The organism is Streptomyces sp. NPDC059037, assembly GCF_042740015.1.
Taxonomy (GTDB): Bacteria; Actinomycetota; Actinomycetes; order Streptomycetales; family Streptomycetaceae; genus Streptomyces.
Genome location: NZ_JBHYIG010000059.1, coordinates 1 through 17699, shown reverse-complemented (window position 1 = coordinate 17699; position 17699 = coordinate 1). Strand labels below are relative to the sequence as shown.

General features: G+C 71.5%; 16 protein-coding genes. 14 read left to right on the top strand and 2 right to left on the bottom strand.

Going from position 1 to position 17699, the window contains the following annotated elements; all coding sequences use genetic code 11:
• The first annotated feature begins 20 nt into the window (after window positions 1-20).
• Genes ACFWY6_RS15120 through ACFWY6_RS15110 form a run of 3 tightly spaced genes read left to right on the top strand, consistent with a single transcriptional unit; the run spans window position 21 to window position 2865 of the window.
• The gene (locus ACFWY6_RS15120) at window positions 21-839 is read left to right on the top strand and encodes a DUF5819 family protein (protein ID WP_384689591.1); all 819 of its coding nucleotides are present in this window, start codon (window positions 21-23) and stop codon (window positions 837-839) included.
• Window positions 836-2080, top strand: coding sequence for an HTTM domain-containing protein (locus ACFWY6_RS15115; protein WP_384689588.1), 1245 nt, complete (start codon window positions 836-838; stop codon window positions 2078-2080). The genes ACFWY6_RS15120 and ACFWY6_RS15115 overlap by 4 nt, the downstream gene beginning before the upstream one ends.
• Window positions 2077-2865: a TrmH family RNA methyltransferase gene (locus ACFWY6_RS15110; RefSeq protein ID WP_384689586.1), complete on the top strand. Its 789-nt coding sequence runs from the start codon at window positions 2077-2079 to the stop codon at window positions 2863-2865. The genes ACFWY6_RS15115 and ACFWY6_RS15110 overlap by 4 nt, the downstream gene beginning before the upstream one ends.
• A 15-nt stretch (window positions 2866-2880) precedes the next feature.
• Here the strand turns inward: ACFWY6_RS15110 and paaN are convergent, their stop codons facing one another.
• Window positions 2881-4572 carry a phenylacetic acid degradation protein PaaN gene (gene paaN, locus ACFWY6_RS15105; RefSeq protein ID WP_384689584.1) on the bottom strand — a complete coding sequence of 564 codons (1692 nt, stop codon included), beginning with the start codon at window positions 4570-4572 and terminating at the stop codon, window positions 2881-2883.
• Window positions 4573-4767: 195 nt separating this feature from the next.
• On the opposite strand from paaN, the gene ACFWY6_RS15100 reads away from it, so the two are divergent.
• Together ACFWY6_RS15100 and ACFWY6_RS15095 are read left to right on the top strand one after the other, a co-directional pair.
• Window positions 4768-6279 carry a 3-hydroxyacyl-CoA dehydrogenase gene (locus tag ACFWY6_RS15100; protein ID WP_384689581.1) on the top strand — a complete coding sequence of 504 codons (1512 nt, stop codon included), beginning with the start codon at window positions 4768-4770 and terminating at the stop codon, window positions 6277-6279.
• Window positions 6276-6866, top strand: a complete 591-nt coding sequence (locus ACFWY6_RS15095) for a TetR/AcrR family transcriptional regulator (protein ID WP_384689578.1) — start codon at window positions 6276-6278, stop codon at window positions 6864-6866. Before ACFWY6_RS15100 ends, ACFWY6_RS15095 begins: the two co-directional genes overlap by 4 nt.
• 4 nt (window positions 6867-6870) lie before the next feature.
• On the opposite strand, the gene ACFWY6_RS15090 is transcribed toward ACFWY6_RS15095, so the two are convergent.
• Window positions 6871-7416, bottom strand: a complete 546-nt coding sequence (locus ACFWY6_RS15090; RefSeq protein ID WP_384689626.1) for an Lrp/AsnC family transcriptional regulator — start codon at window positions 7414-7416, stop codon at window positions 6871-6873.
• 204 nt (window positions 7417-7620) lie between these two features.
• Between ACFWY6_RS15090 and pdhA the strand changes: the two genes are divergently transcribed.
• The 9 genes from pdhA (at window position 7621) to ACFWY6_RS15045 (ending at window position 17615) form a co-directional block, all read left to right on the top strand.
• Window positions 7621-8784 carry a pyruvate dehydrogenase (acetyl-transferring) E1 component subunit alpha gene (gene pdhA, locus ACFWY6_RS15085; protein WP_384689575.1) on the top strand — a complete coding sequence of 388 codons (1164 nt, stop codon included), beginning with the start codon at window positions 7621-7623 and terminating at the stop codon, window positions 8782-8784.
• Window positions 8781-9809 (top strand): alpha-ketoacid dehydrogenase subunit beta, encoded by a 1029-nt coding sequence (locus tag ACFWY6_RS15080; protein ID WP_266864343.1) that lies wholly within the window; start codon window positions 8781-8783, stop codon window positions 9807-9809. Before pdhA ends, ACFWY6_RS15080 begins: the two co-directional genes overlap by 4 nt.
• Complete coding sequence (locus ACFWY6_RS15075; RefSeq protein WP_384689572.1) at window positions 9809-11311, top strand: dihydrolipoamide acetyltransferase family protein; 1503 nt, start codon at window positions 9809-9811, stop codon at window positions 11309-11311. The genes ACFWY6_RS15080 and ACFWY6_RS15075 overlap by 1 nt, the downstream gene beginning before the upstream one ends.
• A gap of 94 nt (window positions 11312-11405) precedes the next feature.
• A complete protein-coding gene (locus ACFWY6_RS15070; RefSeq protein ID WP_384689569.1) occupies window positions 11406-12368 on the top strand; it encodes an NTP transferase domain-containing protein in 963 nt (320 codons plus the stop codon).
• 323 nt (window positions 12369-12691) lie between these two features.
• The gene (locus ACFWY6_RS15065; RefSeq protein WP_384689623.1) at window positions 12692-14281 is read left to right on the top strand and encodes a molybdopterin-binding protein; all 1590 of its coding nucleotides are present in this window, start codon (window positions 12692-12694) and stop codon (window positions 14279-14281) included.
• Window positions 14269-15390, top strand: a complete 1122-nt coding sequence (locus ACFWY6_RS15060; protein WP_384689566.1) for a potassium channel family protein — start codon at window positions 14269-14271, stop codon at window positions 15388-15390. The genes ACFWY6_RS15065 and ACFWY6_RS15060 overlap by 13 nt, the downstream gene beginning before the upstream one ends.
• A gap of 39 nt (window positions 15391-15429) precedes the next feature.
• Window positions 15430-16407 (top strand): NAD(P)H-quinone oxidoreductase, encoded by a 978-nt coding sequence (locus ACFWY6_RS15055; RefSeq protein ID WP_384689563.1) that lies wholly within the window; start codon window positions 15430-15432, stop codon window positions 16405-16407.
• A 183-nt stretch (window positions 16408-16590) separates the two neighbouring features.
• On the top strand, window positions 16591-16986 hold the full coding sequence (locus ACFWY6_RS15050) for a hypothetical protein (protein ID WP_384689560.1): 396 nt from the start codon (window positions 16591-16593) through the stop codon (window positions 16984-16986).
• Between the two features lie 86 nt (window positions 16987-17072).
• A complete protein-coding gene (locus ACFWY6_RS15045; protein WP_266864332.1) occupies window positions 17073-17615 on the top strand; it encodes a bacterial proteasome activator family protein in 543 nt (180 codons plus the stop codon).
• The last annotated feature ends 84 nt before the right edge of the window (window positions 17616-17699 follow it).

The window sequence follows — 17699 nt, the reverse complement described above, 5'->3', positions numbered from 1 at the left end:
GGATCGGGAATCGGGGCCAAATGGACGCGAACGACAACAGCGCGAGCGAGCCGTCGACCCCACCACCCTCCGGCGCCCCCTCCGGCGCCCCCTCCGGCGCCCCCTCCGGCGCCCCCTCCGGCACCGACGACGCCCCCGCCGTCCCCTCCGCGCCCCCCAGCGGGATCACCGCACCCCTCACCGGAATCGCCGCCCTCTCGCCGCGCTATCAGATCGCGGCCGTCCTCGCGCTGGTGATCGTCGCGGCCACGGTCTGTGTCCACGTCGCGATGCTCTTCCTGCACGTCGCCCCCGCGAACACGATGACCAAGCACCACGGCGAGGTCGTCGACGACTGGATCTACCCCGAGTTCGAGCAGAACTGGAAGCTCTTCGCGCCCAACCCGATGCAGCAGAACATCGCGGTGCAGGCCCGCGCCGAGATCCGCACGGAGGCGGGGACCACCCGGACCACCCGCTGGCACGATCTCTCCGCGCAGGACAGCGCCGCCATCGACGGCAATCTGCTGCCCAGCCACACCCAGCAGAACGAGCTGCGCAGGGCCTGGGACTTCTACGTCGGATCGCACGACGCGCAGAATCGTCCCAGCGGCCTGCGCGGTCAGCTCGCCGAGCGCTACCTCCACCGCATCGCGCTGCTGCGCGTCGACCGTGCCGAGCCCATCGGCAAGGGCGACGCCATCGAGCGCGTCCAGGTCCGCTCCAGGACCACCAACGTGCCGGCCCCGGAGTGGAGCGACGAGAAGGTCGCCGCCAAACCGGCGTTCCGCCTGCTTCCGTGGTCGTCCGTGATCTCCGAGGACATGCCGTTGGCCAAGGACCCGGAGGACGCCCGATGACCGGAGGACGCCCGATCAACCGCTTCGGCTCCCAGCTCGCCCACGGCATCGGCCACGTCAGCGGATCGGCGCTCGGCCCCTACCAGACCGCCGTGATCCGCATCGGCTTCGCCGCCACCTGGCTGTTCTTCCTGTTGCGCGAGTTCCCCCACCGAGCGGAGCTGTACGGTCCTGACGGTCCGTGGAACTGGGACATGGCCCAGCAGCTCATCGCCAACAACGAGGCCTTCACGGCCTTGATGTGGTCCGACAGCGACCTCTGGTTCGAGCTCGTCTACGCCGTCGCCGTCATCAGCAGCGCCCTGTTCCTGCTCGGCTGGCGCACCCGCACGATGTCCGTGCTCTTCATGATCGGCGTGCTCTCGCTGCAGAACCGCTCCATCTTCATGGGGGACGGCGGAGACAACGTCATCCATCTGATGGCGACCTACCTGGTCTTCACGCGCTGCGGCCAGGTCTGGTCCCTGGACGCCCGGCGCGCCGCACGCGCGCGTGCGGGGGCCGTGGAGGCGGGCGGCCCCGCGGAGCCCGTCGACCGGGTCGGGCCCGTGCTGTGGTGGGTCCTGGGCCTCGGCCTCTCCGTGGTGACGTTCTTGGGGCAGCTCAGCGGCGGCTGGCTGCTTGTCTTCTGGGGCCTGTGGCTGGTCCAGGGCCTGTGGTGGGCCGTCGGACGGCGCGCGCCCGGCGGCGAATCGCGGATGCTGCTCGACGTCGTCGCCAAGCTCGCGCACAACGCCGCCCTGCTCGTGATCATGGTCGAGGCGTGTCTGATCTACGCGACGGCGGGCTGGTACAAGATCCAGGGAAGCCGCTGGCAGGACGGCACGGCCGTCTACTACCCGCTGCAGCTCGACTCCTTCTCCCCCTGGCCCGCGCTCTCCGATCTGCTCGCATCGCACGGCCTCATGATCATGCTGGTGACCTATGGAACGGTCGCCGTGCAGGTGGCCTTCCCCTTCACCCTCTTCAACAGAAGGGTCAAGAACGTCCTGCTGGCCGCCATGATCTGCGAGCACGCGGTCATCGCGGTCATCCTCGGGCTGCCGTTCTTCTCGCTGGCCATGATCGCGGCCGACGCGGTGTTCCTTCCGACGTCGTTCCTGCGGCGCGTCGGCGGATGGGCGGCACGCGCGCGTGGAGCCGTCTCTTCCCGGGGCGGCACGGTGCCGGCGCAGCGCGTGGCGGATGCGGAAGCGGCCCCGGAAGCCGCTGAGCACGCGCGCGTAGGCTTCCCTTCATGACAGGGACGTACGCGGATGACGTGGCCGACTCGGGTGATGCGGTGCGCGCCTGGCGGGGCATCGCCGACACGTCCGTGCTGCTCGACGGCTTTCACGCCATCAAGCACGCGCTGCGCTTCGGGGCGCGGATTCCGGCGGCGCTGGCCGGCGACAGGGCCGCCGTCCTCGCCCTCGCCGACGAGCTCGCGCCGGATGTGCGTGACGCTCTCGACGCGCTCCTCGTGCAGGTTCCCGAAGAGAAGCTGCGGGATCTTGTGCCGCGCCTGCACCCGACGGGTGTGGCCGCGCTCGCGGTACGTCCCTCGCGGACGGCCAATCTGGAGGCCCTGGCACGGGTGCCGAGGACCGCTCCGGTCGTCGTCCTGGACGATCCGCGCAATCTGGGGAACGCGGGGGCGGTGATCCGGCTCGCCGCGGGATTCGGGGCGACCGGGGTCGTCACGACGGGCACGCTCGACCCCTGGCACCCCACGGTCGTGCGCGGTGGCGCGGGCCTGCACTTCGCGACGGCCGTCGAGCGGATGGACGTCTCCGAGCTGCCCCCGGGGCCGTTGTTCGCGCTCGACGCGGAGGGCGAGGACATCCGCGGTCTGAAGCTGCCGGATGACGCCGTGCTGGCCTTCGGGTCCGAGCGCAGTGGCCTGTCCGCGCAACTGCGGGCCCGCGCCGACCACTTGGTGTCCCTGCCGATGCGGCCTCAGGTCTCCAGCTACAACCTGGCGACCAGTGTGGGGATGACGCTCTTCCACTGGTCGGCGGGCAGGCCTCCGGGCGCGGAGGCCTGAACCCGCCGGGGAGCCTCAGGCGTCCCTGCGCACCTCCACCACGCGGAACCGGTTGGCCACGAACGCGCCGTCGCACAGGGCCGAGTTCGCCGCCGGGTTGCCGCCCGAGCCGTGGAAGTCCGAGAACGCCGCCGTCTGGTTCACATAGACGCCGCCCGTGAGGTTCAAGGAGAGCTGGGCGCACTCCTCGAGGCACGTCTCCTCCACGGCCTCCGACACCTCGTCCGACGTCGTGTACGCGCCGACCGTCATCGCGCCCTTGTCGCGCACCGTGCGGCGGAGCAGCTCCACCGCGTCCGTCGCCGAGTCGACCGCCACGGCGAAGGAGACGGGACCGAAGCACTCGCTCAAGTAGGCCGCTTCGGCGTCCGGCTTCGCGCCGTCCAGCTTCACGATCACCGGGGTGCGGACCACGGCGTCCGGGAACTCCGGGTTGGCGATCTCCCGTGAGGGGAGGGCGACTTCACCGATTCCGGCGGCCGCATCCAGGCGCGCCTTCACATCGGGGTTGACCAGGGCTCCGAGGATGCCGTTCGCCCGGGCGTCGTCTCCAAGGAGGCCGTTGACCGATGCGGCGAGGTCGGACACCACGTCGTCGTACGACTTGGTGCCGGCGTCCGTGGCGATGCCGTCGCGCGGGATGAGGAGGTTCTGCGGGGTCGTGCACATCTGGCCGCTGTACAGCGACAGGGAGAAGGCCAGGTTGGCCAGCATTCCCTTGTAGTTGTCCGTCGACTCGACGACGACCGTGTTGACGCCGGCCTTTTCCGTGTAGACCTGCGCCTGGCGTGCGTTGGTCTCCAGCCAGTCGCCGAAGGCCGTCGATCCCGTGTAGTCGATGATCTTGATCTCGGGGCGGACGGCGAGGGTCTTGGCGATGCCTTCACCGGAGCGCTCGACGGCCAGGCACACCAGGTTCGGGTCGAAGCCCGCGTCGGCGAGGACCTCGCGGGCGATGCGGACGGTGAGGGCCAGCGGGAGGACCGCGCGGGGGTGGGGCTTGACCAGCACGGGGTTGCCGGTGGCCAGGGAGGCGAAGAGGCCTGGGTAGCCGTTCCACGTCGGGAACGTGTTGCAGCCGATCAGGAGCGCGATGCCGCGGCCCACGGGCGTGAAGCGCTTGTCCAGAGCGATCGGGTCGCGCTTGCCCTGGGGCTTGGACCACTCGGCGGCGTCAGGGGTGCGCGCCTGCTCCACGTACGCGTACGCCACCGCTTCCAGGCCGCGGTCCTGGGCGTGCGGGCCGCCCGCCTGGAACGCCATCATGAAGGCCTGGCCGCTGGTGTGCATGACCGCGTGCGCCAGCTCGTGCGTGCGCGCGCTGATGCGCTTGAGGATCTCCAGACAGACCATCGCGCGCACTTCCGCGCCCGCGTCGCGCCAGGCCCGCATTCCGGCCCGCATCGCAGGCAGCAGCGTGTCGATGTCCGGGTGGGGGTACGTGATGCCCAACTCAGGGCCGTACGGCGAGACTTCCGCGCCCACCCAGTCGTCCGTGCCCGGCTGGTCGAGGTCGAAGCGGGCGCCCAGGAGGGCGTCGAAGGCGGTCTTGCCCTCCGGCAGGCTCAGGCTGCCGTTCTCTCCATAGGCCTTGGGGTGCTCGGGGTGCGGCGACCAGTACGCGCGCGTGCGGATCGTCTCCAGCGCCTGGTCAAGGGTGGGCCGGTGGGTGGCGATCAGCTGGTGCGCGGTGAGTTCGGCGGCCATGTCGGACCAACTCCTCGTCGTGCCGGCTCTTCGTCGAGCCGACGGGCCGGGCAGGGCAGTGGGCAGGAACAGACGGACAGAGCTAGAGTAACCGAACGATCGGTCGGGACAAGGGGGTCCGCCGAACCTGTGGACAAGTTCTCGCCGGGCACCCCGCACCCTCCGGCGGACACCTCGTGCGGGAGGATCGCGAGCATGACAGCACTCGAGCTCAGCAGCCCCGTTGCCGTCGTCGGCACCGGCACCATGGGGCAGGGCATCGCCCAGGTGGCCCTGCTCGCGGGCCACCCCGTGCGGCTGTACGACGCCGTGCCGGGCCAGGCGCAGAAGGCGGCCGGAGCGATCGCGGCCCGCCTGGACAGGCTGGTCGAGAAGGGCAGGCTGACGGCCGACGACCGCGCCGCCGCGGGAGAGCGCCTGGCGCCCGTCGAGAGCCTCGCCGGGCTTGCCGGGTGCGGGCTCGTCATCGAGGCGATCCTGGAGCAACTGGACGTCAAACAGCGTCTCTTCGAAGAACTCGAAGGGATTGTCACCGAGGACTGTCTCCTCGCCACCAACACGTCATCCCTGTCCGTAACCGCCATCGCGGGCACCCTCGACAAGCCCGGCCGCTTCGTGGGCCTGCACTTCTTCAACCCCGCGCCCCTGCTCCCGCTCGTCGAGGTGGTCAGCGGCTTCGCGACCGAAGAAACGGCGGCCACGCGCGCGTACGAGACGGCGAAGGCCTGGGGCAAGACCCCGGTGCGCAGCGCGGACACCCCCGGCTTCATCGTCAACCGCATCGCGCGCCCCTTCTACGCCGAGGCACTGCGCCTCTACGAGGAGCGGGTCGCCGACCCGGCCACGATCGACGCCGTCCTGCGCGAATGCGGCGGCTTCAAGATGGGCCCCTTCGAGCTCACCGACCTCATCGGCCAGGACGTGAACGAGGCGGTCACCCGCTCCGTGTGGGAGTCCTTCTTCCAGGACCCCAAGTTCACGCCCTCGCTCGCCCAGCGCAGGCTCGTCGAATCGCGCCGCCTGGGCCGCAAGTCCGGACAGGGCTGGTACGCGTACGGGGACGACGCCGTACCTGCGGAGCCGCACACCGCGGCGCCGGCGAAGGCCCCCGAGTCCGTCGTCCTCCACGGCGATCTCTTCCCGGCTGACGCGCTCGTCGACCTGATCAGGAAGGCGGGCATCCGGGTGGGCCGCGGGAAGGGCGTCCCGAGCTACCCGGGCTTCATCGAGCTCCCCAGCGGCGTGCACCTCGCCCTGGCCGACGGAGCCGCGGCCGACGCGGCGGCGGAGCCCACGATCGACTTCGACCTCGCGCTGGACTACCGGGCCGCGACCCGGATCGCCATCGCCCCGTCGAGCAGGGTGGACGAACAAGCCCTGAAGGAGGCGATCGGCCTCTTCCAGGCGCTCGGCAAGAAGGTCAGCGTCATCGGGCACACGCCGGGGATGATCGTGGCCCGCACGGTGTGGATGCTCGTCGACTTCGCGCTGGACGCCGTGGGCCGTGAAGTGGCGAGCGCCGAGGACATCGACACCGCGATGCGGCTGGGCGTCAACTACCCGCTCGGCCCGCTCGAATGGGGCCGCCGCCTCACCGCGTACCGGGTGGCCGAGTCGCTCGACGTCCTGAACGACGCGTACCCGACGGGGCGTTACGCACCGTCCCAGGCCCTGCGGCGTCAGGCCGTGCGAGAGGAATACTCATGACCACCGCACGGCGGGACACGTACACCCCGGAGACGCTGCTCGGCGTGGCCGTCCGGGTCTTCAACGAACGTGGCTACGACGGCACATCCATGGAGCACCTCTCCAAGGCGGCCGGCATCTCCAAGTCCTCGATCTACCACCATGTGTCGGGCAAGGAGGAGCTCCTGCGCCGCGCGGTGAGCCGGGCGCTCGACGGGCTCTTCGGGATCCTCGGCGAGGAGCACGCGCGCGTGGGCAGCGCCGTCCAGCGCCTGGAGTACGTCACGCGCCGCACCGTCGAGGTGCTCGTGGCCGAACTGCCCTATGTGACGCTGCTCCTTCGGGTGCGCGGCAACACGGACACCGAGCGGTGGGCCATGGAGCGGCGCAGGGAGTTCGACCAGCAGGTCGCCGAACTGCTCAAGGAGGCCGTCGCGGACGGCGATCTGCGCTCGGACGTCGAGCTGCGCCTCGCCACCCGGCTGCTCTTCGGCATGATCAACTCCATCGTGGAGTGGTACCGCCCGGACGCCCGTGGCGCCTCGTCAGGGGAGCAGGTCGCCGACGCCGTCGTCCAGCTGGCCTTCGCGGGGCTGCGCAGCGCCTGACGGCTCAGCTCTCCGGCTCCAGGTCGTCCTCCTCGAAGACCAGCAACGTACGCGTGCTGAGCACTTCGGGGATGGACTGCAGCCGGGTGAGCACCAGCTCGCGCAGCGCGCGGTTGTCCGGCGTGTGCACCAGGAGCAGTACGTCGAAGTCGCCGCTGACCAGCGCGATGTGGGAGGCGCCGGGCAGCGTGCGCAGATGCTCGCGCACCGTGCGCCAGGTGTTCTGGACGATCTTGAGCGTGATGTACGCGGACGCCCCCTGACCTGCCCGTTCATGGTTGATCCTGGCGCCGAAGCCGCGGATCACGCCGTCGTCGATGAGGCGGTTGATCCGCGCGTACGCGTTGGCGCGTGACACATGGACGCGCTCGGCCACGGAACGTATCGACGCGCGACCGTCCGTGTGCAGGATGTGCAGAATGTCCCGGTCGATGGCGTCCAGCGGGCGCGGCAGGCCTTGCTGGCGCTCGGGCGACCGCTCGCCGAGCCGTTCTTCCGGCTGCTCGCCCGACCGCTCTTCCGCACGATCGCCGTCGTGCCCGTCGGCCATTCGTTCAGATGCCATGTCCCCCCGCCTCCCTACCATGGACGTACTGCATCCATCCCAGGCTGTGGAGAACCGTTTGTCCACAGCCTGGAGGTGCCTGTAGCCAAAATGTGCCGACGACCGAACAATCGGTAGGTGAGGCGCCTCACATTGCCGCGCCTCTTTGCCGCTCCCAAGAGGAGATCGCTTCCACATGGAGGTGCCGACATGACGGTCATGGAGCAGCGGGGCGTCTACCGGCCCACCCCGCCACCCGCATGGCAGCTCAGGACCGATCCCGCGCCGCTGCTGCCCGACGCGGAGCCGTACCGCGTCCTTGGCACGGAAGCCGCGGGCAAGGCCGACGGGGAGCTGCTGCGCCGCCTGTACGCGGAGCTGGTGCGCGGCCGCCGGTACAACGCGCAGGCGACGGCCCTCACGAAGCAGGGCAGGCTCGCCGTCTACCCCTCGAGCACCGGCCAGGAGGCCTGCGAGGTGGCCGCCGCGCTGGCCCTGGAGGAGCGGGACTGGCTCTTTCCCAGTTACCGGGACACGCTCGCCGCGGTCGCCCGTGGCCTCGACCCCGTGCAGGCGCTGACCCTGCTGCGGGGCGACTGGCACACCGGGTACGACCCCCGGGAGCACCGCATAGCTCCCCTGAGCACCCCCCTTGCGACCCAGCTCCCGCACGCCGTGGGCCTCGCGCACGCCGCTCGCCTCAAGGGCGACGACGTGGTCGCGCTGGCCATGGTCGGCGACGGCGGCACCAGCGAGGGCGACTTCCACGAGGCGCTGAACTTCGCCGCCGTATGGCAGGCACCCGTCGTCTTCCTGGTGCAGAACAACGGCTTCGCGATCTCCGTGCCGCTCGACAAGCAGACGGCGGCCCCGTCCCTGGCCCACAAGGCCGTCGGGTACGGCATGCCGGGACGCCTGGTGGACGGCAACGACGCGGCGGCGGTGCACGAGGTGCTCGCCGATGCGGTGTCCCGCGCGCGTGAGGGTGGCGGCCCCACCCTCGTCGAAGCGGTGACGTACCGCATGGAAGCCCATACGAACGCCGACGACGCCACGCGCTACCGGGGCGACGCCGAGGTCGAGGCCTGGCGTGACCACGACCCGATTCTGCTCCTGGAGCGGGAGTTGGCCGAGCGAGGACTGCTCGACGAGGACGGGAAGCGGGTGGCTCGCGATGCCGCCGAGGTCATGGCGGCCGATCTGCGCGAGCGCATGAACCAGGACCCCGAGCTCGACCCCATGGACCTCTTCACGCACGTGTACGCCGAGCAGACCACCCAACTGCGGGAACAGGCCGCCCAGTTGCGGGCCGAGATCGAAGCATCCGAAGAAGACGACGCGGTCGGCGCGGATGGCGAGGAGAACGCGCGATGAGCACGCTCGCGGCCGAACGGGCCGCCAAGAAGGCCGCAAAACCGGCCACCATGGCGCAGGCGCTGGGCCGCGCGCTGCGTGACTCGATGGCCGAGGATCCGACCGTGCACGTCCTCGGAGAGGACGTCGGGGCGCTCGGCGGGGTCTTCCGGATCACCGACGGACTCACCAAGGAGTTCGGCGAGGACCGCTGTACGGACACACCGCTCGCCGAGGCCGGGATCCTGGGGACGGCCGTCGGTATGGCGATGTACGGTCTTCGGCCCGTCGTCGAGATGCAGTTCGACGCCTTCGCCTACCCCGCCTTCGAGCAGCTCATCTCGCACGTGGCGCGGATGCGGAACCGCACGCGGGGCGCGATGCCGCTGCCCATCACGGTGCGCGTGCCCTACGGAGGTGGCATCGGGGGCGTCGAGCACCACAGTGACTCCTCCGAGGCGTACTACATGGCGACTCCGGGGCTCCATGTCGTCACGCCCGCCACGGTCGCCGACGCCTATGGACTGCTCAGGGCGTCCATCGCCTCCGACGACCCGGTCGTCTTCCTTGAGCCGAAGCGCCTCTACTGGTCCAAGGCCGACTGGAACCCGGACGCGCCGCAGACCGTGGAGCCCATAGGCCGCGCGGTGGTGCGGCGCACCGGACGCAGCGCCACGCTTCTCACGTACGGCCCTTCCGTGCCCGTCTGCATGGAGGCGGCCGAGGCGGCCGTCGCCGAGGGCTGGGACCTCGAAGTGGTCGACCTGCGCTCCCTTGTGCCGTTCGACGACGAGACGGTGTGCGCTTCGGTGCGGCGGACGGGGCGCGCGGTCGTCGTGCACGAGTCGGGCGGCTTCGGCGGACCCGGCGGGGAGATCGCCGCTCGCGTCACGGAGCGGTGCTTCCACCATCTGGAGGCGCCGGTGCTGCGCGTCGCGGGATTCGACATCCCCTATCCGCCGCCGATGCTCGAGAAGCACCACCTGCCGGGCGTGGACCGGATCCTGGACGCGGTCGCGCGGCTGCAGTGGGAGGCGGAGAGCTGATGGCGCAGGTGCTCGAATTCAAGCTGCCCGACCTGGGGGAAGGGCTGACCGAGGCCGAGATCGTCCGCTGGCTCGTCCAGGTCGGCGACGTCGTCGCGGTCGACCAGGCGGTCGTCGAGGTCGAGACGGCCAAGGCGATGGTGGAGGTGCCCTGCCCCTACGGGGGCGTGGTGACCGCCCGGTTCGGCGAGGAGGGGGCCGAACTGCCGGTGGGCGCACCACTGTTGACGGTCGCCGTGGGCGCACCGACCGGGAGCCACGCTCCGGAGGAGCCCGCGGAGCGGGCCCTGCAGGCGGCTGCCGCCGAGGAGTCGTCGGGGAACGTCCTGGTGGGGTACGGCACGACGGCGGCGCCGGCTCGGCGTCGGCGGGTGCGGTCCGACCCGCGGGAGAAGGCGGTGCAGGCGGTGGTGCAGGCTCCCGCGCCGGAGCCCGTCGCGCCGGCCGATGCCGGGGTGCGGGATACGCGCCCGCGGGTGGACGGTCCTGTTCCGGTGATCTCGCCTCTCGTGCGGAAGCTGGCGCGTGAGAACGACGTCGACCTGCGCGGACTGCCGGGTTCCGGACCCGACGGGCTGATCACGCGGGCCGACGTGGAGGGTGCCATCGCGGCGGAGCGTGCGATCACGCACGGGGCGGAGCTCACCGAGGGACAGGTGAGCGACGAGGTGCGCGAGGCCGTGACGCAACGGGTCACGGCGCGCAAGGCCGCCGTGCGCGAGGACGACGAGCTCATCCGTGCGGGCCGTGCCGAGTCGCGCCGTCTGGTGGAGGCGGGCGGCGAGCCCGTGCACGCGGGACTGGCGTCCCGGCATCCGCTGACCGGCATCCGTGGTCTCGTGGCCGACAAGATGTCCCGCAGCAGGCGCGAGATACCGGAGGCCACCTGCTGGGTCGACGCCGACGCGACGGAACTGCTCGCGGCGCGCGCCGCGATGAACGCCTCCGTGAAGGAGGGCGACGGCCGCAAGATCTCGCTGCTCGCCCTGTTCGCCCGCATCAGCGTGGCCGCGCTGGCCCGCTATCCGATGCTCAACTCCACGGTGGACATGGAGGCGCGCGAGGTGATCCGGCTCGCCGACGTCCACCTCGGTTTCGCCGCGCAGACCGACCGCGGGCTCGTCGTCCCCGTGGTGCGGCACGCCCACACGCGGACCACGGATTCCGTCAACGCGGAGCTGATCCGGCTGACGGAGGCCGCGCGCGACGGGAAGCTGACGCCCGGGGAACTGACGGGCGGCACCTTCACGTTGAACAACTACGGGGTGTTCGGGGTCGACGGCTCCACGCCGATCATCAATCACCCCGAGGCGGCCATGCTGGGCGTGGGCCGGATCGTGCCCAAGCCATGGGTGCACCAAGGGGAGTTGGCGGTGCGGCATGTCGTGCAGCTCTCGCTCACCTTCGACCACCGGGTGTGCGACGGCGGCACGGCCGGCGGGTTCCTGCGGTTCGTGGCGGACTGCGTGGAGCAGCCCGCGGTGTTGCTGCGAGGGGTGTGAGGGGCGCAGGGGCAGTGGTGTGAGCCCTGGTGCGGTGGTGTGAGTCCCCGTACAGAGGGGTGGCATTGATCCTTCGTGCGCCCATACTCGGGGGATGACCGCGCAAAGGGCTCCAGAGGGCGCCGCATCCGCCCCGTACGACGCCGTGGTGCTGGCGGGCGGCGGCGCCAGACGGCTCGGCGGGGCGGACAAGCCGGGCGTCCGGGTCGGCGGCCGGGCGTTGCTCGACCGGGTGCTCGGCGCGTGTGCCGACGCGGGGGTCACCGTCGTCGTCGCGGGGCCACGTCCGACCGCGCGCCCGGTGGTGTGGGCGCGCGAGGAGCCCGCCGGAGCGGGGCCGCTCGCCGCGCTCGACGCGGGGCTGCGGCGTGCGGCGGCGGAGCGGGTGGTGGTGCTCTCCGCCGATCTGCCGTTCCTGGGGGAGCGAACCGTGCGGCGGCTTGTCGCCGCGCTCGGCGAAGATTCCGTGGCGGGCGGCGCGGTGGACGGTGCGGTGCTCACCGATCCCGGTGGCCGGGACCAGCCGCTGGTCGCGGCCTACCGAAGTGCCGCGCTGCGGCGGGAGATCGACGCGCTCGCGGACGAGCACGGTGGGCTGACGGGGCTTCCGCTGCGGCGGCTCACCGCGCGGCTCGCGCTGACACGGGTCGCCGATCCCGTAGCGTCCTTCGACTGCGACACCTGGGACGACATCGCCGCCGCCAGGGCGCGTATCAGGGAGCATGGGCACGTGTTGGATGAATGGATTTCCGCAGTCAAGGACGAACTGGGCATCGAGCTCGACGTCGACACCGGCATCCTGCTCGACCTTGCCCGCGACGCGGCGCACGGCGTGGCCAGGCCGGCCGCCCCGCTGACCACGTTCCTCGTGGGGTACGCGGCCGCCGCGGGCGGGGCGGGAGCCGGGCCCGAAGCGGTGGCTGACGCGGCCCGCAAGGCGGCGGCGCTGGCCGCGCGGTGGGCGGAGGAGGCCGCCGACGGCGGTGCCGAGCCCAAGCCGGGCGCCGGTTCCGCGGAGCCGGACGCCGGGGCCGCCACCCGGCCGGACGCCGGATGAGCGGGCAGCCCCTGCCGGACGCCGAGCTCGACGAGGCTCTCGCCCTGGTGAACGACGACTATGTACGCCGCGGACAAGGCGCCTCCGGGGGTCACGGCGTCCCGGGTGCGCCGACCGCCCCGGACGAGCGGGCACCGGGCGGCGCGCAGCCGGGCGAGGGCAACGCTCCGGCCGACGGGGGCACCCCGAGCACGCCGGGCGCTTCTGGCGGGGACAACACCTCGGCTGAGCACGGGGCCTCCGGCGGGCAAGACGCCCCTAGCGGGCACAGCGCTCCCAGCAGGGAAGGCGCACCGAGTCAGCAGGCGCCCCAGGGTGAACAGCTGGGCGGCAGCGGCGCCTCGTCCGACCGTGGCACGCCGAGCACGCCGAGCACGCCGAGCACGCCGCGCACCTCGCACTCGCCCGGCGCCCCCAGCGGGCACAGCGCCCCAAGTCAGCAGGCGCCCCAGGGTGAACAGCCGGGCGACAGTGGCGCCTCGGCCGACCGTGGCACGCCGAGCACCTCGCGCACCTCGCGCACCTCGCGCACCCCGAACTCACCGGACACCCCCAGCGGGCACAGCACCCCCAGCCAACACAGCGCCCCGGCCAAGGACGCCACCGCCGCCCAGCCCAGCACCCCCGCCAAGGACGCCGCCTCCGCCCAACACACCGCCCCCAAGCGCACCCCCAACCACGCCCCCAAGCACCACAACATCACCCCCTGGCCCGCCGCCCGTGCCATTGCCGCGCGTGCTCCCCGGCCCGTTCCCTCCGGCGCCGTGCCCGCGTCCGTGCCCCTGGAGCAGGCGCTCGGGCTCGTGCTTGCGTCGGCCCTTGTCGCGCTCACCGATCTGCCCTCCTTCGACACCTCGGCCATGGACGGCTGGGTCGTCGCGGGGCCGGGGCCCTGGGGCGTTCTCGACGAGGGGATTCTGGCCGGGCAGGAGGGGACCGTGTCGCTCGCCGACGGGGACGCGGTGCCGATCGCGACCGGGGCCCGGATCCCGAGGGAAGCCACGGCTGTCATCCGCCGCGAGCACGGACTCATCGACGACAAGGGGCGGCTGCACCCGCAGCGTGACGTCACGCACGGGCAGGACATCCGGCCGCGCGGCCAGGAGTGCCGCTCCGGCGATCAACTCCTGCCGCCCGGTGCCCTGGTGACCCCGGCGGTCCTTGGCCTCGCCGCTGCCGCCGGGTACGACCGGCTGCCGGTGGTCCCCCGCCCCCGTGCCGAAGTCCTCATCCTGGGCGATGAGTTGCTGACCGAGGGACTCCCCCACGACGGTCTGATCCGGGATGCGCTCGGGCCCATGCTGCCGCCCTGGCTGCGCTCGCTCGGCGTCGACGTCATCGGCGTACGGCGGCTCGGTGACGATGCCGAGGCGCTGCGTCAGGCCATCACCACCTCCGCCGCCGATCTGATCGTCACCACCGGCGGGACCGCCGCCGGGCCGGTCGATCATGTCCACCCGATCCTGAGCCGTATCGACGCCGAGCTCCTCGTGGACGGCGTCGCGGTGCGCCCGGGGCATCCCATGCTGCTCGCACGGATCCGCCCCGACCAGCACCTCGTCGGGCTGCCGGGCAATCCGCTCGCCGCCGTCTCGGGGCTGCTGACCCTGGCCGAGCCCCTGCTGCGCACGCTCTCGGGGCGCCCCGTGCCGGTGCCGTACACGGCTGTCGTACGCGAGGACGTGCACGGGCATCCGCACGACACCCGGCTCGTCCCCGTCACGCTCCGCGGCGACGACGCGCTGCCCTTGCACTACAACGGGCCCGCGATGCTGCGCGGCGTCGCGGTGGCCGAGGGGCTCGCCGTGGTCCCGCCCGGCGGCGCGCGCAAGGGCCAGGAGCTGCAGATTCTCGACCTGCCCTGGGCTGTGCCCGAAGGTGGCGGCTACGCGACCGAGGTGTGTTTCACGTGAAACTTCACGGCCAGGACGCGATCGCCCGCAACCCCGACGAACATCTGGTGACCCACCGGATCAAGCTGCCGCGACGGGTCGTCGAACGACCTCTGCGGCAGGTCGGCAAGCGGCTGCTCATGGCGCTCGGGGTGCTCGCCCTGACGACCTTCATCGTCTGGATCGACCGCGGCGGCTACCACGACAACTCGGACGACGGGCTCGACTTCCTCGACGCCGCCTACTACTCCACCGTCACGCTCTCCACCACGGGCTACGGCGACATCGTCCCGTACAGCGACAGCGCGCGGCTCTGCAACATCCTGCTGATCACGCCGCTGCGTGTGCTCTTTCTGATCATCCTGGTCGGGACCACACTTGAAGTACTCACGGAACGTACGCGCGAGGAATGGCGTCTGAACCGTTGGAGGTCCAACTTGCGTGAACACACCGTCGTCGTCGGCTTCGGTACCAAGGGCCGTTCCGCGATCCAGACCGTCCGTGCGACCGGTCTGAAGGCGGAGCAGATCGTGGTGGTCGACCCGAGCGCGAAGGTCGTCGACGCCGCCACCGCCGAGGGGTACGCGGGTGTCGTCGGCGATGCGACGCGCAGCGATGTGCTGCTCCGTGCCGAGGTGCAGCGGGCCCGGCAGATCATCATCGCGACGCAGCGCGACGACACCGCCGTCCTGGTCGCCCTCACCGCCCGGCAGATGAACCGCGGGGCGAAGATCGTGGCCGCGGTGCGCGAGGAGGAGAACGCACCGCTGCTGCGGCAGTCCGGCGCCGACGCGGTGATCACCAGCGCGAGCGCGGCGGGGCGGCTGCTCGGGCTCTCCTGCCTCAGCCCCAGCGCCGGCATGGTCATGGAGGATCTGATCCAGCAGGGCAGCGGCCTCGACCTCGTCGAGCGGCCGGTCATAAAGGCCGAGGTGGGCCTGGGCGTCCGGGAGACAGAGGATCTGGTCGTGAGTGTGGTGCGGGGGCACCGGGTGCTCGGGTACGACGATCCCGCCGTCGGGAAGCTGCAGTTGATGGACCGTCTCATCACCATCGTGCGGGCCTCGCCGCAGGCCACGGTGACGCCTGACGCGCGCCCGTCTCCGCCGGGCGGAGGGATCCGCGCCTAGCCGAACCGGCCGGATTCGCCGGGGAGTAGCCTCGCCCGCATGCATGCGATCACGATCCCCGAAGCCGGTGGGCCCGAAGCGCTCGTGTGGGCCGAGGTCCCCGATCCCGTACCTGGTGAGGGCGAGGTTCTCGTCGAGGTCGCGGCCAGTGCCGTGAACCGCGCCGACCTGCTCCAGCGCCAGGGCTTCTACAACCCGCCGCCCGGCTCGTCCCCGTACCCGGGGCTGGAATGCTCGGGCCGCGTCAAGGCGATTGGCACCGGCGTCTCCGGCTGGGAGATCGGCGACGAGGTCTGCGCGCTGCTCGCGGGCGGTGGCTACGCCGAGCAGGTCGTCGTCCCCGTGGGCCAGTTGCTGCCGGTGCCGGAGGGCATCGACCTCGTCACGGCGGCCGCGCTGCCCGAGGTGACCTCGACCGTCTGGTCGAACGTCTTCATGATCTCCCACCTGCGGCCCGGCGAGACGTTCCTCGTGCACGGCGGCTCCAGCGGCATCGGCACCATGGCGATCCAGCTGGCGAAGGCCGTCGGCGCCAAGGTGGCGGTCACCGCGGGCAGCAAGGAGAAGCTGGACTTCTGCCGGGAACTCGGCGCGGACATCCTCGTCAACTACCGCGAGCAGGACTTCGTCGAGGAGATCAAGAACGCCACGGACGGTGCGGGCGCCGACGTCATCCTCGACAACATGGGCGCCAAGTACCTGGACCGCAACGTCCAGACCCTCGCGACCAGCGGGCGCCTCGCGATCATCGGCATGCAGGGCGGCATCAAGGGCGAGCTGAACATCGCCACGCTCCTGGGCAAGCGGGCCGCCATTACGGCGACGACGCTGCGGGCACGTCCCTTGGAGGAGAAGGCCGCCATCGTCGCGGCGGTGCGGGAGCATGTGTGGCCGCTGATCGGTGCGGGGCATGTGCGTCCGGTTGTCGACCGGACGGTGCCGATGCCTGACGCGGCGGCGGCGCATCGGGTGCTGGAGGAGAGCGCGCACATTGGGAAGGTGCTGCTCGTTCGCTGAGGGGTCGGTGCCACCTTTTTCTGCGGGCCGATTGTGGCTGGTCGCGCAGTTCCCCGCGCCCCTGACGGGGCCCGTTACCCGGGCCCGCCGAGATGCCGGACCCCTCCCGCTATGTGACGCTTGATCCAGCTTCAGTGATCTCTCTCGATCTTGGCGATCCGGTAGCGGGAGGGGGTCAGCGCGGTGACTCCACGACTCAGGCCGTTGGTGGTTTCGGCGGTATTCCTGACCGCCACCGTTCTCCCCTCCGCGTATGCCTCGTCCGTCTCGTACGCCGTCGAGCCCTCCCCCAGCGAGACCTTCGCCGGGAGTGTCCCCGGCGAAGGCAGGGCCAGGCCGGGACGCGTGGAGCCGTCGGCCCCGCCCCCTTCGGTGTCCGTACCGGCCCACCCGCCGCAGCCGAAGCCGCGGCCGTCCCTGGCGCAGCAGCCCGCCACCAAGACCACCGCCTCCGACGCCACCCGGAAGACCGCCGCTGAGCCCGTCGTCCCCGGCCTCAGCGTCCTGCCGCTCGGCAGCGGCCTCGTCCTGATCGGCCTCGGCCTGGGGTTCTTCGCCGTGCGGCTGCGCGGCGGCTGACACGGCCGACGGCTTCGTACACGGTGGATCACCGGCTTATGGGGGCACCACCGATGTGTGATGTACGGGTGCGAGAGAATGGCGGCATGGAGATGCCGAGGAACGAACGGTCGCCGGAGAGCCCCCAAGTCCTGGTTGTCGGACAGGACGGAATGGCGCTCGGCGGCGGCGGAGACGACGACTCCCACGAGGTCCCGGTGACGGAGATGGTCGAACAGCCGGCCAAGGTCATGCGCATCGGCAGCATGATCAAGCAGCTGCTCGAGGAGGTGCGGGCGGCTCCTCTGGACGAGGCGAGCCGGGTTCGGCTCAAGGAGATCCACGCAAGTTCGGTCAAGGAGCTCGAGGACGGTCTCGCCCCCGAGCTCGTCGAAGAGCTGGAGCGGCTCTCTCTTCCGTTCACGGAGGAGACGACGCCGAGCGACGCCGAGCTGCGGATTGCTCAAGCCCAGCTGGTGGGCTGGCTCGAAGGGCTCTTCCACGGGATCCAGACGACCCTGTTCGCGCAGCAGATGGCGGCGCGGGCGCAGCTGGAGCAGATGCGGCGCGCGTTGCCGCCCGGCATGGGCGGTGGCGAGGAGGACGAGGACGGCGGCATCGCGGGGCGCTCCGGAGGGCCTTACCTCTAGGGCGTCCAGAGCCTCCGGAACCTCTGGAGCCTCCAGACGGTCGCCAGACACCGAACAACGCGGAGGGCCCGGTCACGAGGTGAC

Bases quoted from the DNA above. Each gene is read 5' to 3' on its own strand.
- ACFWY6_RS15095 (WP_384689578.1), top strand. From the start codon at position 6,276: ATGACCACCGCACGGCGGGACACGTACACCCCGGAGACGCTGCTCGGC.
- paaN (WP_384689584.1), bottom strand. From the start codon at position 4,572: ATGGCCGCCGAACTCACCGCGCACCAGCTGATCGCCACCCACCGGCCC.
- ACFWY6_RS15080 (WP_266864343.1), top strand. From the start codon at position 8,781: ATGAGCACGCTCGCGGCCGAACGGGCCGCCAAGAAGGCCGCAAAACCG.
- ACFWY6_RS15075 (WP_384689572.1), top strand. From the start codon at position 9,809: ATGGCGCAGGTGCTCGAATTCAAGCTGCCCGACCTGGGGGAAGGGCTG.
- ACFWY6_RS15090 (WP_384689626.1), bottom strand. From the start codon at position 7,416: ATGGCCGACGGGCACGACGGCGATCGTGCGGAAGAGCGGTCGGGCGAG.
- ACFWY6_RS15120 (WP_384689591.1), top strand. From the start codon at position 21: ATGGACGCGAACGACAACAGCGCGAGCGAGCCGTCGACCCCACCACCC.
- ACFWY6_RS15110 (WP_384689586.1), top strand. From the start codon at position 2,077: ATGACAGGGACGTACGCGGATGACGTGGCCGACTCGGGTGATGCGGTG.
- ACFWY6_RS15100 (WP_384689581.1), top strand. From the start codon at position 4,768: ATGACAGCACTCGAGCTCAGCAGCCCCGTTGCCGTCGTCGGCACCGGC.
- ACFWY6_RS15055 (WP_384689563.1), top strand. From the start codon at position 15,430: ATGCATGCGATCACGATCCCCGAAGCCGGTGGGCCCGAAGCGCTCGTG.
- pdhA (WP_384689575.1), top strand. From the start codon at position 7,621: ATGACGGTCATGGAGCAGCGGGGCGTCTACCGGCCCACCCCGCCACCC.
- ACFWY6_RS15070 (WP_384689569.1), top strand. From the start codon at position 11,406: ATGACCGCGCAAAGGGCTCCAGAGGGCGCCGCATCCGCCCCGTACGAC.
- ACFWY6_RS15045 (WP_266864332.1), top strand. From the start codon at position 17,073: ATGGAGATGCCGAGGAACGAACGGTCGCCGGAGAGCCCCCAAGTCCTG.
- ACFWY6_RS15115 (WP_384689588.1), top strand. From the start codon at position 836: ATGACCGGAGGACGCCCGATCAACCGCTTCGGCTCCCAGCTCGCCCAC.